We start from the raw sequence: 14841 nt of genomic DNA, 5'->3' as shown, positions 1-14841 counted from the left end.
GGCAGAGGATTTGGCGGCAGTTGATCCAAGCTTCGGCAGTAGGTATGCCGAAACAGAGGTAAACTTGGGCAGGACAACCGGCCGTGACACAAACCCGACCCGCCGTCCGGACCACGGCCATCATGTTCACCGCCGTTTTCATGGGCGGCGCTGCTGGGTCGCTGCTGCGCGAGGCGTTCTCGGCCCAGATCCCCGGTGCGCCGGTGCTGACGGCGACCTTCGGTATCAATGTCGTGGCCTGTTTCGTGCTTGGTTGGCTGTATGCGGTTCGCAACCGTGTCCACGCGCATGTGCTGCATCTGGGGGCGGTGGGGTTCTGCGGCGGGTTGTCGACCTTTTCCTCTTTTGTGGCCGAACTGGAACGAATGGCTGAAGCGCACCTTTGGAGTGCCATTTCCGCCGCCTCACTTGAAATTGCCGTCGGCCTTGCCGCCGCTATTCTGGGCGAGGCCATTGGGCGGCGGCTTCACGGGCAGAGGTCGGCGGGATGAGTGTGCTCTATCTTCACGCCATGTTCGGATTGGGCGGCGGGTTGGGCGCGGTGCTGCGGCACTGGATCGCTTTGCGCGTCAACCATGACCTGCCCTTTGCAACGCTGATCGTGAACGTCCTGGGCAGCCTGCTATTGGGTCTGTGGATTGGTTACCTTGGCGGGCCGGTTGATCTGGGTGAAGAGGAAAGACGGCTGGTATTTGGCTTCTGCGGCGGCTTCACCACCTTTTCCAGCTTTGCGTATCAATCGCTGGAACTGCGGCGGGAACGGACAATCGCGCTGGCCGCGGGAAACATCCTGCTCAGCCTCGGCTTATGCTGGTTTGCCCTTTGGGTGGGTTTGGTGCTGATGCGCTAATGCGCGGCGACAGCAGCCTGCGTTCCGGGTTTGGGCGCTTTGCAGAAAAACAGCAGCGGTATAGTCGCCAGGGCCAGCAATCCCAGATTGTTGAAGACAGTCAGATAGGAAATCAGCTCGGCCTGCTGGCCGATCACCTGCCCCAGAATGGCAGCCCCTTCGGCACTTTCGGGAGTCAGGCCAAGAGGCTGCAAGTAAGCCTGCGCCGCCGGGTTATAGGGCGTCACATTCTGACTCAGGACCGCCGTATTTGTCTGCAACCCACGCACAACCCACGTGCCCACCAGAGATATCCCAACCGAAGAGCCCAGTTGCCGGGTCACGTTGAACAGGCCCGACGCTTCGTCCTGCCGGGATTTGGAGATGCTCTCGAACGCCAGAATCGACATCGGCACAAAAACCAACCCCATCCCCAGCCCGCTGACTGCCCCCGGCCAGGCCAGCTCCCAGAATCCCGCATTCATGTTCAGCGCGCCCATCATGAAATTGCTTATGGCCGTCAACAGCATCCCCAATCCGGCCAGAAGGCGGGGATCAAACCGCGATACCAACACTGCGCCCGTCAAGACCATCGATAACCCCGCCGTTATACCACGCGGAATGAACAGGTGCCCCGAGGCGATAACGGGATAATCCAGCAGGTTCTGCACAAAGGTCGGCAGGATAGCGATGCCGCCAAACAGCGAGATGGCAAAACCCGCGATGACCAGATTGCACAGGGCAAAGTTGCGATCCGCGAAAAACCGAAGGTCCACTACTGGTCGTTTGGTTGTCAGTGCGTGGACGATGAACCCCAGTGCCCCCAGAACCGAGGCGATCAGTGCGACCTGAATGACCCGCGAAGACAGCCAGTCCTTGGTCTCTCCCTGATCGAGGATGAACTGCAGGCACCCAATGCCGATTGCCAGCAGGGCCAGACCTGCCCAGTCGATCCGCACCTCTTCGGTTTCATCCTCGGGCAACTCGCCCGCCAGCAGCAGCAGCGCCATTGCGGCTACCGGAAGGTTGACGAAAAACACCATCCGCCACGAGAAATACTCGGTCAGAAGCGCCCCGACCGTCGGTCCCAAAACCGGGGCCACCACGACGCCCAGCCCAAAAACCGCCATCGCCTGGCCGCGTTTTTCGCGGGGGAAGGCATCGAACAGGATGGATTGGGATAGCGGGATCAGGAATGCGCCGAACATGCCCTGGGCAAGGCGAAAGATGACAATGGTCTCAAGGCTCCAGGACAGGCCGCACATGACGGACATCGTGGTGAAACCGGTGATGGCCGTCAGGATCAGCCGCCGGCGCCCGACCCGGCGGGCAACAAAGCCGGTCAGGGGCATGACGACAACCGCAGAGACGATATAGCTGGTCAGAATCCACGTCGCCTGATCGGTCGTGGCCCCGAACGCCGCCTGAATATGGGGCAGCGCGACGTTGACGATGGTGCTGTCCAGCACCTCGAGAATGGCGCTGAGCACAACGGCGACAACAATCACCGGGTTGACGCGGCTGGCCGCCGAATCGGTCATTTGCCGGGCTGGTCCGCTGTGGTGTCCACGGTCACTTTGCTGCTGCCACCCACGCGCAGCGGCATATCGGTCGGGTCAAGTTCCACACGAACCGGGAACCGGCGGGTCACTTTGACCCAATTGCCGCTGGCGTTTTCGGACGGCAACAGCGAGAACGTGTCCCCCGATCCGCGCCCGATCGAGGCCACTTTGCCCGTCAGGGTAACCCCCGGCAGCATATCAACCTTGATCGTAACCGGCTGGCCGGGCCGGATCCGCGGCAGTGCGGTTTCCTTGAAATTCGCGTCCACCCACCACTCCGAAGCCTCGACGATGGAAAACTGTGGTGCGTTGGCTGAAACTGCCGATCCAGGACGCAGGGACAGGTTGGCGACCCAGCCATCTGCGGTGGCGTAGACTTTGGTCCAGTTCAGATCGGCCTGTGCAATCTCAAGCTGCGCGCGCGCGGCCAAGACTTCGTCCTGCTTCGCGGCAAGCCCGCTTTGCAGCGCCAACAGTTCGGATTGACTGGTGGTCAGACGGGCCGAGGCCTCGGCAAACGCCGTTGTCGCCTGATCCAGCGAGACCTGCGCCACATCGCCGTCCGAAAACAGCGCTTTGGACCGTTCAAAATTGTTTTTGGCGGTGTTGTAGGCCGATTGAGACGACTGAACCGCAGCCTCAGCTGCGGTAATCTGATTGGAATAGGATTGCGCCTGTTGAAGCGAACTGTCCAGATCGGCCTGTGCCTGATCCACAGAGGCCTTGAATTGCGTAGCGTCGATCGTGAACAGCAGATCACCCGCCTTGATCGGCTGGTTGTCGGTGATCGGAACCTCGGCGACCTGCCCGGTCACCTGCGCTGCCACGTTAATGATGTTCGCGCCGACATAAGCGTCTTTGGTCGAGGGATACCGTTCCTCGTGCCGCCAATACAGAAACAGCCCGGCGGCGATGGCGATCAGCATGGCTGCGACGGCGGCGATTTTGAAGGACTTCATGCTTCGGGCCTTTCGCAGGTCTTTACATCGGATAGGTGTGCATCCGCACCGCCAGATTTCCCATGATCCAGACGGTCCCGAGGATGATGATCAGCAGGACCAGTGTCGAAAACAGGATCAGATCAAGGTCTTCGCGGCTGCTGCGGCGGCGGTCGATATGCAGGAAATAGACCAGTTGCACGATCAGTTGCGCCAGCCCCAGCAATGCGATCGAAAGGTAAACCCCCTTGGTTTCGATGCCGTATTTGTAAGCGATGAGGAACACCGCCGCCGTCAGCAAAAGCGAGCCGCCATAGCCGATGACATACCGCCGACGTTCGCGCCGGTGCATCTCGCTGCGCTTATCCATAGGTCAGCCCTCCGAAATAGACGATGGTGATGATGCCGATCCAGATCAGGTCGAGAAAGTGCCAGAACAGCGCCAGCCGCACGACGCGCGACATCAACAGGTCGGTCAGGCCGAACATCCGAAGTTGGATGCCCAGAACGATCAGCCATAGACACCCTGCCGCGACATGCAGCCCGTGCAGCGGAACCAAACCATAAAATGCGGACAGGAAACCGCTGCGCTGGGGGATGCCACCCTTTTCAGCCATGGCCAGGAAGTCGCGGATCTCCAGCACCAGAAAGCTGAGGCCCAACACAAGCGTCACGCAGAACCAGAATACGATCCGCCATCTCGGCAGGTTGTATTTCAGCGCCAGCATCGCCAGACCCACGGTCAGACTGCTGGTCAGCAGGATCAGCGTTTGGGCAAAGATGCTGTAAAGGTCGAACAGCTCATGCGGCCCCGGCCCCCCCGCCTGTGCGTCGATCATGGTGATGTAGATCGCGAACATCAGGCCGAAATAAACCAGATCGCTCATCAGAAAGACCCAGAAACCAAAGGTGACGACCTCGGTGGCCCGGTGGGCGCTTTCATGGCGCCGCCCAAGGTTCAGACCGGGATAGCTATGGGTGGGCGCGCGCTTCATGTCGCAGCCTCCAGATCGGGACGGGCAAGGCCGCGGTTTTCCGGGGCGGTTTCATGGTCACGATCCACGGCTGAGGCGTTGCGCACCAGATCAAGCCAGGCTTCGTGCTGCTTGCGCACCTCTTCGGCGGGGATGACCTCTTCAAAGTCGATGTTGAAGGTCCAGGCAATAAGGGACACAAGCATCAGAACCGTCATCAAAGCCGCCAGCCACCAGATCCACCAGACCAGCGCGAACATCCACACACCGCTGAGCACACATAGGGTAAACCCGATCGCGGTATTGCGCGGCATCGTGATGTCCTCATAGGCGCCAGGGCTGGGGTAGGCCTCGCCCCGCTCTTTGGCGGCGGCGAAATTATCCCGGTCGGTCACCTGCGGGATGATGGCAAAGTTATAGGGCGGCGGCGGTGACGGGATCGACCATTCCAGCGTGCGCCCGTCCCATGGGTCTCCGATCGGCACGCGGGTCTTCTCGCGGTCCCGAATGCTGACCCAGAGCTGGACCAGAATGGACAGCAGCCCGCAGGTGATGATCAGTGCGCCGACAATCGCGACGAGCATGTAGGGATGGAAAGAGGCGTCGCTATAGCTGAAGGACCGACGCGGCATCCCCATCAGGCCCACGAAATAGAGCGGCATGAAGGTCAGCAGGAACCCGACTGTCCAGCACACGACCGAAACCCGGCCCCAAAACTCGTTCAGGCGGAACCCGAAGGCCTTGGGGAACCAGTAATTATACGCCGCCAACAGGCCAAACAGCACGCCCGGCAGCAGCGCGTTGTGGAAATGCGCCACCAGGAACAGGGTGTTGTGCACCTGATAGTCGACCGTCGGGTTGGCGAGGATCACGCCCGACAAGCCGCCGATGACAAACAGCATCAGGAAGGCCAGACCATACAGCATAGGAACGGAAAACCGGATGCGACCGCGGTACAGGGTGGCCATCCAATCATAGACCTTCACCCCAGTCGGGACAGCGATCAGCATCGTCGCAATGCCAAACACCGCATTGATCAGTGCGCTTTGCCCCATTGTAAAGAAATGGTGCAGCCAGACGGTAAAGGACAGCACCGCGATGCACATGGTGGCAATGACCAGCGAGTTATACCCGTACAACCGCTTGGCCGAGAAGGTGGCGAAAACCTCGGAATAGATGCCATAGGCGGGCAGCACCAGCAGATAGACCTCGGGGTGGCCGAACAGCCAGAACAGGTTGGCGTAGTTCATCATGTTGCCGCCCAGGTCGTTGGTGAAGAAGTGGAAATCCAGATATCGGTCCGCCGCCAGCATCAGTGCAGCCACGCCGAGCGGAGGCATGGCAAAGATGATCAGGATCGAGCTGCTGATGATCGTCCAGCAATACATCGGCAGCCGCATGAACTTCATCCCCGGTGCCCGCAGCTTATAGATGGTGACGGCAAAGTTGATCCCCGTCAGCGTTGTCCCAATGCCTGAGACGACAATGGCCCAGATCCAGTAATCCGGCCCCACCCCGGGATTGAACGCTGCACCGGTATAGGGCGGGTATGCCGTCCAGCCACCGGTCGAGAAATTGCCCACCACCAGCGACACCATCAGCATCATACCGGCCGAGACCGTCAGGCCGAGGCTGATCTGGTTCATCACCGGAAAGGCCACATCCCGCGCACCGATCATCAGCGGCACCAGATAGTTCGCGACCCCGAACACAAAGGGCACGGCGACAAAGAACACCATGATGGTGCCATGGGTACTGAACAGCTCGGCGAAATGTTCGGCCTCTAGGAAACCATCGCCCGGCCCTGCTGCCTGTTGGGCGCGCATGACCACACCCTCGAGCACGCCGCGCGCCAGCATGACGATGGCAAAAACGATATACATGATGCCGATCTTCTTGTGGTCAGCACTGGTCAGCCAGTCACGCCATAGCGGCCCCCACAGGCGGAACCATGTCAGCAACCCGACCACGGCGATCACGCCGACGACAACAATGCCAGCGGCCGCATTCGCCACGATCTCATTCGTGTTAGGTGTCTGGATCAGACCGGTGATCGGAAACGCGTCCCAGTTCAGGCGGCCAAAGAACCCGGTATCGGTCATTGCGGGGCCTCCTGCCCAAACTCAACCGTTCCCGGCTGTTGATCCGCCGGCAGAGGTTGCCCGCCGTGATAACGATGCAGAACGGACTGGAACAGATCGCCCTCCTCCAGCGTGAAATACAAAGCGTTGAGCGGCATAAGGGCAGTACCCAAAGCCGCCTGTACTTCGTCCCGATCCGTACGCATCGCGAGCGTGCGATAGGTGTCCTCGGTCAGGGGGATGCCGTGGGCGCGGACACTTTCAACCCAGGCGTTGAAGTCCTCAAGCTGCATGGCCTGGGTCAGGAACTTCTGCTTGGTGAAACCACGGCCGTTATACTGCGTGTTTTCGCCCTGCATCGTCTTGGGCGCGTCCGCCACCAGATGCAGTTTTGTCGTCATCCCGGGCATGGCGTAAATCTGCCCCGCCAAGGCCGGGATCATGAAGGACTGCATGACCGTGTCGGTGGTCAGTGTCATCGCAACCTGCTGTTTGACCGGAATGCCCAACTCACCGACGGTGGCGATACCGAGGTCGGGGTAGATGAACAGCCATTTCCAATCGAGACCGACAACCTGCACGTTCAGCGCCGGGGTCTCGCCGAAAGCAGCGGAATAAGGATCCAGCCGATGCGTCGCTTTCCACAGATAGAAGGACAACAGCGCCACAATCAGCACCGGCACGCCCCACATGACGAATTCCAGCCGGGCGGAAAAATCCCATTTCGGCCGATAGGCGGCTGAGCCACCTTTGCGCCGCCGGTATCGCAGCGCAATCAACGGCACCAAAACCAACACCGGCAGCACCGCCACCATGATCAGAACGGTGGCGCGCAACAGATGCGTTTTCTGGATCGCAGCAATCGGCCCCTGCGGGTCCATGAAACTGCCACTCGCCCACGCCATCTGCACCGAAGCCGACACAATCGTGACTGCAAGCGGTATTGCACATGACAGATATGAAGGTCTGAGCAAAGCCACGCCTGGATGTCCTCTTGTCCTTCGTTTCGGCCAACTATCGGCAGAGTCAGGAAATTTCTCAAGGTTTTTTCTAAAACCACCAATTGTATCAGGCACCGCCCTATCAACCGGACCTCGCCAGACATAGGTGCCGCTGTTGACTTAACATCACGACCGGGCGAGACATTTCGGTGATGCGTCGGATATTAATCGCTCTCAGTCTCTGGTGCCTGTCGACGGGTGCGTACGCGCAGGACCGCGCGGCGGTTGAACGGCAATTCCAGGCGTGGCTTCAAGACACGGTTTGGCCTCAGGCCAAGGCCAAAGGCGTCTCACGCAAGACGATGAAACGGGCTTTTGACGGGGTAACGCTCAACTGGAAGCTGCCGGATCTGGTACCGCCGGGCCAAGCGCCGCAGACACCCAAACACCAAAAACAGGCAGAGTTCGGGTCGCCCGGGCGCTATTTCAACGCGGGCTCCGTTCAGGGGGCCACGGCCACCGGGCGGCAGATGGCGCGCCGCCACGCGGCGGCCTTGGCTCAGGTCGAAGCGCAAACCGGCGTGCCCGGCCGCATCATCCTTGCCATCTGGGGCCGCGAGAGCGGATACGGTCAAGTCCCCATCCGCCACAACGCGTTTCAGGTGCTGGGCACAAAGGGCTTCATGAGCACCCGTGCCCGGTATTTCACCGATGAACTGATCGCCGCATTGCAAATTGCCGAGGCCGGGCACGCCCCGTCCAGCACTTTGAAAAGCAGCTGGGCCGGAGCGTTGGGCCAACCGCAATTCATGCCCTCGAACTTTCTGACCTATGCGGCGGATGGCAACGGTGACGGGCGGTCCGATATCTGGGCCTCGCCCGAGGATACAATCGCATCCATCGGGAATTTCCTATCTCAACATGGCTGGATCGCCGGGCGCGACTGGGGATTCGAAGTGACCGTCCCAGCCTCGGTGTCTTGTGCCCTAGAAGGGCCGGATCAGGGCAAGCCCATTCAGGACTGGGCCGCGATGGGCATAACCCGCGTGTCGGGCAAACCGTTTCCGAACCATGAACTGCAGGGCGAAGGCTTTCTGATGATGCCCGCAGGGCGCAACGGCCCCGCCTTCCTCGTCACGCCAAATTTCTACGTTCTGAAGGATTACAACAAAAGCGATCTCTACGCCCTGTTCGTGGGCCATGTCGGAGACCGCATTCAATTTGGCGTAGGGGATTTCAGCGCCCGCTGGGGCAAGGTCGGCAATCTCTACCGGTCTGATGTGGCCGCCATGCAGAGAGCGTTGGAGCGCCAGGGCCATGATGTCGGCGGCGCAGACGGGTTGCCGGGATTCAAGACCCGCCGTTCGATCGGGCGCTGGCAACAGGCCACTGGGCGCACCCCGACCTGCTTTCCCGAAACCAGCATGAAAGCCGCCCTGAAACCTTAGCGATTCGCCTTGCGCCTTACGCCATCGGGGCGGCCAAACCCGCCCCCAAGGGCCAGCGCAAATTGCACCCTTCACAAAAGTGTTAAGAAGCTCTGCAGTTTCATCATTATATTTCGGAACCACCCCGGGTTTCATTCACAATCCACCTATAGCGGCCTCTTTTTCAGGCAAAGGCTTTATCCTTTTTTGAAATAGTGCCACTTTCCCCGGCAGTGAAAGGCGACTTTTGCAAACACGTTCCCGACTTCAAACCGAGAGACTGCGACGCGGTGTTCATTGCGATCTGACAGAGCAATCCTTGAACCATCGGCGATCTTTCTGAGTCGGACAAACATAGCGGTCGGCAGCCATCTTGAACTGATGCGGGCGCCGTGCCGCCAAAAATGGGAGTAGAACAACATGAACAAGTACATTCGGACATCTCTGGCGGGGCTGTTGACCTCGACCATGATTACCGGCGCTGCTTTTGCCGCAGGGACCCATCCTGAAACCGGCGAGGCGCTGGCGGATGACCAGACCTTTGTCTATCGCATTCTGGACGAGCACAGCTCGGTCGATCCGCAGGTGGTCGAGGACGTAACGGGCGCTGAAATCGTCCGCGACCTGTTCGAGGGCCTGATGAACCAGGACGCGGACGGAAACCTGATCCCCGGCGTTGCCACTGGTTACACCACCAACGACACCAAGGACGTTTACACCTTTACCCTGCGCGATGACGCCAAATGGTCCAACGGCGACCCGGTGACAGCCAGTGATTTTGTCTTTGCCTGGAAACGCGCCGTCGATCCCGCCCTGTCCTCGCCCTATGCCTGGTTCATGGAACTGATGTCGATCGAGAACGCATCGGAAATCATTGCCGGCGAAAAACCGGTGGATGAGCTGGGCGTGACTGCCATCGACGACAAAACGCTTGAGGTCAAGCTGAGCGCGCCGCTGCCGTATTTCGCGCAGATGACCACGCATTCGACCACCTTCCCCGCCCCGCAGAAAGTCATCGAAGAGTTCGGCGACGCCTGGACAAAACCTGAGAACATCGTCTCGAACGGCGCCTATGTGCTGACAGAACACCTGCCGCAGGAACGTTCGGTCCGCGAACGCAACGAGATGTATTGGGACAACGACAACACCATCATCGACAAGGTCGTGGCGATGGTCATCAACGACGAAAACGTCGCCCTGACCCGCTATCTGGCCGGTGAGCTGGATCGCACCGAAGTTCCCGCAGGCCAGTTCCCCCGTCTGCAGAAAGAAAACCCCGAAGAAGCCATCAGCTTCCCCCGTCTGTGCAACTATTATTACACCTTCAACCTGTCCGAAGGTGGCCCCGAAGAATTCAAGGACCCCAAGGTCCGTCAGGCCCTGTCGCTGGCCGTTGACCGTGACATCATCACCAAGAACGTCAAAGCAGGCGGCGAGCCGCCCGCATACACGTTCGTTCCCGAAGCCACCGCCGGCTTCACCGTCCCCGCCGTGGAAATGGCTTCGATGACGCAAGCCGAGCGCGACGAGTTGGCCAAGGAACTGCTGGCCGAGGCCGGTTATGGCCCGGACAATCCGCTGAGCTTCGAGATGGTCTACAACACCGACGAAGCGCATAAGAAAGTGGCCGTGGCCCTCAGCCAGATGTGGAAACAGAAGCTGGGCGTTCAGGTCGAACTGGCCAACATGGAATGGAAAGTGTTCCTGGAAGAGCGCGGCAACCAGAACTTCGATCTGGCCCGTGGTGCATGGTGTGGCGACTATAACGAAGCCTCGACCTTCCTGGACCTGCTGCAATCGGATTCCGGCTATAACGACGGCAAGTACAACAACGCCCGCGTTGACGAACTGCTGGCCGAGGCGAAAACCTCGGACGATCCGGCCCCCCTGTATACCGAGGTTGAACGGATCATCGCGCAGGAAACTCCGGTTATCCCGATCTATCACTATGCTGGTGTCTACATGATGGACAGCGATGTCGGAAACTGGCCGGTCAATAACGTAGAGCAGAACTGGTACTCCAAGAACCTCTACAAACGCGCCGAATAACCATCCTTAAAACACGCTTTGCCCCGAGAATCTCTTCGGGGCAAAGCCAATAATGGGGGCATGAAATGCTTGCCTATATCATCCGGCGATTGTTGATCGCCGTTCCGACGATACTACTGCTGATCGTCGCCTGTTTCTTTCTGATGCACTTCGCGCCCGGCGGGCCATTCACGTCAGAGCGGCCTCTGCCGCCGGCGGTTCTGGCCAATATCGAGGCGCGCTACGGGCTGGACCAACCGCTGTGGAAACAACTTTGGGACTACCTCTACAATATCGTGGTGCATTTTGACTTCGGCCCGTCCTTCAAATTCAAGGACCGGGACGTCAATGACATCATCGCGCAGGGTTTCCCGATCTCGCTGACCTATGGCTCGCTGTCCTTTCTGGTTGCGACCATCATCGGCGTGGGTCTTGGGATCGCCGCTGCGATCAAGCACAACAGCTGGATCGATTATTTCGCCGTTGGTCTTGGCATTGCCGCGCAGGCGCTGCCGAACTTCATCATGGGGCCGATTCTGATCCTGACTTTCACCCTGTGGCTGGGTTGGCTGCCCGGCGGGGGCTGGAACGGTGGTCAGTGGCAATATCTGATCATGCCGGTGATTGCACTGGCGACCTCATACATGGGGTCGATCGCCCGGATTACGCGGTCGTCGATGCTTGAGGTTCTGAACTCGAACTTCATCCGCACCGCCCGCGCCAAGGGTCTGCCGACCAGAACCGTGATCTGGCGCCATGCGCTGAAACCCACGTTGTTGCCGGTTGTGTCCTATCTGGGTCCGGTCTTTGTCTACGTGCTGACCGGATCGGTTTTTGTGGACATCTATTTCTCGACCGGTGGTCTGGGGCAGGCCTATGTCGGCTCAGCCCTGTCGCGGGATTACGCGGTGCTGCTGGGGGTCACGATCCTGTACGGCGCGCTGACCGTCATCGTGAACCTGCTAACCGACCTGGCCTACGCCTGGTTCGATCCGAAAATCCGCTACTGAGGGGCTGGCAATGCTTGGAAAATCACAAAAAGCCGCCCAACTGGCCGAAGATGTCACCGACTACACGGTCATTCAGGGGCGTTCGCTCTGGCAAGACGCGCGGATGCGCTTTGTCCGCAACAAGGCCGCAATGGCCAGTGTGTTCATTCTGGTGTTGATCGTTCTGTTCACGATCCTCGGCCCGTATTTCGCCGTGTGGAACAACGAGGAGATCGACTGGAACGTCATGGGTGACGTGCGCGGCATGGGTATGCCCTCTGTCGAGACCGGACACTTTTTCGGGGTCGATGACTTGGGCCGCGACCTCTACAGCCGGGTCATTCAGGCGACGACCACCTCTTTGCTGGTGGGGTTGATCGGGGCTGCGACTGCGCTGATCGTAGGCACCTTCTATGGTATCGCGGCAGGCTACATCGGCGGGCGCACCGACAGCGTAATGATGCGTTTCGTCGATATCCTGCTGGCCATCCCGGCCACACTGATCATCATCCTGTTGCTGGTGGTCGCTGGGCGGTCGTTCTTCATGCTGTTCATCGCTTTGGGTGCGGTCGGCTGGCTGACTATGGCGCGGATCGTACGGGGACAGACCCTGACCCTGAAAAACCGCGAATTCATCGAGGCCGCACGGGCCGCCGGTGTCAGCGAGTTCACTATCATGTATCGCCATATCCTGCCCAACCTGTTGGGTGTGGTGATCGTCTATGCCTCGTTGCTGGTGCCCGAGATGATCCTGACGGAAAGCTTCATCTCGTTCCTCGGACTCGGGATTTCGGAACCCTACACTTCGTTGGGTCGCCTGATCGCCGAAGGGGCGGGCACGATGGGCTATGGTACCCTATGGCAGCTGTTGTTCCCCCTGACATTCTACGTCGCCATCATCATCACGATGTTCTTCATCGGCGATGGTCTGCGTGACGCTCTGGACCCGAAGGATCGCTGATATGAGCCTGTTTTCTGTAAAAGACCTGAGCGTCCAGTTCGACACCCCCGATGGCGTGGTCGAGGCCGTCAAAGGCATCAGTTTCGACATCAACCCGGGCGAATGCCTTGGTATCGTCGGCGAAAGCGGGTCTGGCAAAAGCCAGACCTTCATGGCTGCGATGGGACTGTTGCCTTCGGCCGGGCGGGCCTTGGGATCCGCCACGCTGAACGGCGAGGAAATCCTGAATCTGCCCATCAATAAGCTGAACAAGATTCGCGGCGACGACGTCGGCATGATCTTTCAGGATCCGCTGACCGCGCTGACCCCGCATTTGCGCGTTGGCCAGCAAATGCGTGAGGTTCTGCAGGTCCATGAAGGGCTGCAGGGTTCTGCTGCACGGGCGCGGTGTCTGGAGTGGTTGGAACGTGTCCGCATCCCCGAGGCGAAGCGGAGGCTGAACCAATACCCGCACGAGCTGTCGGGCGGGATGCGCCAGCGCGTGATGATCGCCATGTCGATGCTGTGCAATCCCAAGCTGCTGATCGCGGATGAGCCCACGACCGCCCTGGACGTGACCGTTCAGGCCGACATTCTGGACCTGATGGTGCGCCTGCAAAAGGACGAAGGCACCGCGATTGCACTGATCACCCATGACATGGGCGTTGTCGCACGGATGTGCGACCGCATTCAGGTCATGCGGTTGGGTCAGTTCGTCGAGGCCGGGGACACGCGCGAAATCTTCCGCGCGCCGCAGCACGAATACACCCGTACGCTGCTGGAGGCGATGCCGCGCATCGATGCGGGCGACGCACCAAAAGCGTTGGCCAAGGTCGATGAGCCGCTGCTAAAGGTCGATGACGTCAAGGTGCACTTTCCGATCCATGTCTCGGGCGGGTTGTTCGGGCACAAGGTACCGCTGAAGGCCGTCGATGGGGTCAGCTTTGACATCCGCAAGGGGGAAACACTGGGCGTCGTGGGCGAGTCCGGCTGCGGCAAGTCCACGCTGGCGCGGGCGGTGCTGCAACTGATCGAACCCAGCGCAGGCAACGTCAGCTGGCTGGGCCACCCAATCGTCGGGCTAAGACGGGCAGAACTGAACAAGTACCGCAAGGATCTTCAGATCGTGTTCCAGGACCCGCTGGCCAGCCTTGATCCACGGATGACGATCTCGGCCTCGATTGCCGAGCCGCTGAAGACCTACCGCCCCGACCTGACCGATCGCGAACGCAAGGACTTGGTCGCGCAGATGATGGAGCGGGTCGGCCTGAAGGCCAACATGATCAACCGCTACCCGCACGAGCTGTCCGGCGGTCAGAACCAACGGGTCGGAATTGCACGGGCGATGATCAACAAACCCAAGCTGATCATCTGTGACGAGGCGGTCTCGGCGCTGGATGTCTCCATTCAGGCGCAGATCGTGGAATTGCTGCGCGAGTTGCAGCAAGAATTCGGTCTGTCGATGATCTTCATCAGCCACGACCTGTCGGTGGTGCGGGCGGTGTCGAACCGGATCATGGTTCTGTATCTGGGCCGGATCGTCGAACTGGGTGACGGGGAGGTAATCTGTTCCGATCCGATCCACCCCTACACGAAGTCCCTGATTTCAGCGGTGCCGATCCCGGACCCGGAGGTCGAACGGACCCGTCAGCGGTTGAAACTGCCTGGTGAACTGCCCTCGCCTATGGATCCGAAAGCTGCGCTTCGGTTCCTGCCCAGCCGGTTGGCCGCAGGTGAAACCAACTATGTACCGAAGCTGAGCGAGGTGAGACCCGATCATTTCGTGGCCGAACATGACCCGCTGGACGCCATCATAAAAACGGGCTGAGCCCCCTGCCCCGAAGCCAGTTACCCGGCTTCGGGGCAAATTGCTGCGACACCTCCGACCGGCCGCTTTTTCCCTGCCAGGGCACATATCGGGCGGATGCCTCATTTCGCCGCAGAGGGCGCAGAAAACCGCGATGTTTCAGCATGTGCGACCCGATCGTTTTGACTTATACCCCCCTGGGTGGCACCATCTCGGGAAATCGCGGTCTGAATTCCCGTTGGCGTTGAATGTTCGCGCCACGGGTCCTAAGAGGTCTTCGCAGCAAACAGACTGCCAGACATTGTTTAAGTAACTTGAGAGGTCA

At 59.7% G+C, this 14841-nt stretch carries 13 protein-coding genes; 7 read left to right on the top strand and 6 right to left on the bottom strand.

The genetic code is table 11. The features are described 5' to 3' along the window. Positions 1-83: 83 nt before the first annotated feature. Both ACR0DO_RS11585 and ACR0DO_RS11580 read left to right on the top strand, forming a co-directional pair. On the top strand, positions 84-491 hold the full coding sequence (locus tag ACR0DO_RS11585; protein ID WP_480558871.1) for a fluoride efflux transporter FluC: 408 nt from the start codon (positions 84-86) through the stop codon (positions 489-491). After that, positions 488-850 carry a fluoride efflux transporter FluC gene (locus ACR0DO_RS11580; protein ID WP_480558869.1) on the top strand — a complete coding sequence of 121 codons (363 nt, stop codon included), beginning with the start codon at positions 488-490 and terminating at the stop codon, positions 848-850. The genes ACR0DO_RS11585 and ACR0DO_RS11580 overlap by 4 nt, the downstream gene beginning before the upstream one ends. Here ACR0DO_RS11580 and ACR0DO_RS11575 read toward each other — a convergent pair. Genes ACR0DO_RS11575 through ACR0DO_RS11550 form a run of 6 tightly spaced genes read right to left on the bottom strand, consistent with a single transcriptional unit; the run spans position 847 to position 7289 of the window. After that, positions 847-2370, bottom strand: a complete 1524-nt coding sequence (locus ACR0DO_RS11575) for a DHA2 family efflux MFS transporter permease subunit (RefSeq protein ID WP_480558867.1) — start codon at positions 2368-2370, stop codon at positions 847-849. The genes ACR0DO_RS11580 and ACR0DO_RS11575 overlap by 4 nt on opposite strands. Further along, on the bottom strand, positions 2367-3350 hold the full coding sequence (locus tag ACR0DO_RS11570) for an HlyD family secretion protein (protein ID WP_480558865.1): 984 nt from the start codon (positions 3348-3350) through the stop codon (positions 2367-2369). The genes ACR0DO_RS11575 and ACR0DO_RS11570 overlap by 4 nt, the downstream gene beginning before the upstream one ends. Before the next feature lie 22 nt (positions 3351-3372). Further along, on the bottom strand, positions 3373-3699 hold the full coding sequence (locus ACR0DO_RS11565) for a cytochrome o ubiquinol oxidase subunit IV (RefSeq protein ID WP_170446781.1): 327 nt from the start codon (positions 3697-3699) through the stop codon (positions 3373-3375). Continuing rightward, positions 3692-4324 (bottom strand): cytochrome c oxidase subunit 3, encoded by a 633-nt coding sequence (locus ACR0DO_RS11560; RefSeq protein WP_480558863.1) that lies wholly within the window; start codon positions 4322-4324, stop codon positions 3692-3694. Before ACR0DO_RS11560 ends, ACR0DO_RS11565 begins: the two co-directional genes overlap by 8 nt. Then, positions 4321-6405 (bottom strand): cbb3-type cytochrome c oxidase subunit I, encoded by a 2085-nt coding sequence (locus tag ACR0DO_RS11555; RefSeq protein WP_480558861.1) that lies wholly within the window; start codon positions 6403-6405, stop codon positions 4321-4323. Before ACR0DO_RS11555 ends, ACR0DO_RS11560 begins: the two co-directional genes overlap by 4 nt. After that, positions 6402-7289, bottom strand: a complete 888-nt coding sequence (locus ACR0DO_RS11550; RefSeq protein WP_480558859.1) for a cytochrome ubiquinol oxidase subunit II — start codon at positions 7287-7289, stop codon at positions 6402-6404. The genes ACR0DO_RS11555 and ACR0DO_RS11550 overlap by 4 nt, the downstream gene beginning before the upstream one ends. 248 nt (positions 7290-7537) lie before the next feature. On the opposite strand from ACR0DO_RS11550, the gene ACR0DO_RS11545 reads away from it, so the two are divergent. The 5 genes from ACR0DO_RS11545 to ACR0DO_RS11525 all read left to right on the top strand — a co-directional run bounded on the left by ACR0DO_RS11545 (position 7538) and on the right by ACR0DO_RS11525 (position 14537). Further along, the gene (locus ACR0DO_RS11545) at positions 7538-8773 is read left to right on the top strand and encodes a lytic murein transglycosylase (RefSeq protein ID WP_480558857.1); all 1236 of its coding nucleotides are present in this window, start codon (positions 7538-7540) and stop codon (positions 8771-8773) included. A gap of 399 nt (positions 8774-9172) precedes the next feature. Beyond that, positions 9173-10801 carry a peptide ABC transporter substrate-binding protein gene (locus ACR0DO_RS11540; RefSeq protein ID WP_170673948.1) on the top strand — a complete coding sequence of 543 codons (1629 nt, stop codon included), beginning with the start codon at positions 9173-9175 and terminating at the stop codon, positions 10799-10801. Positions 10802-10866: 65 nt separating this feature from the next. Beyond that, positions 10867-11790 (top strand): oligopeptide ABC transporter permease OppB, encoded by a 924-nt coding sequence (gene oppB, locus ACR0DO_RS11535; protein WP_170446771.1) that lies wholly within the window; start codon positions 10867-10869, stop codon positions 11788-11790. A gap of 10 nt (positions 11791-11800) precedes the next feature. Next, positions 11801-12730: an ABC transporter permease subunit gene (locus tag ACR0DO_RS11530; RefSeq protein WP_170446769.1), complete on the top strand. Its 930-nt coding sequence runs from the start codon at positions 11801-11803 to the stop codon at positions 12728-12730. A 1-nt stretch (position 12731) separates the two neighbouring features. Continuing rightward, positions 12732-14537: an ABC transporter ATP-binding protein gene (locus ACR0DO_RS11525; RefSeq protein WP_480558854.1), complete on the top strand. Its 1806-nt coding sequence runs from the start codon at positions 12732-12734 to the stop codon at positions 14535-14537. Positions 14538-14841 lie beyond the last annotated feature (304 nt).

This window comes from Ruegeria sp. AM9 (assembly GCF_056540565.1).
The sequence above is the reverse complement of the archived record's forward strand: the minus strand, read 5'-3'. Positions and strand labels throughout refer to the sequence as shown.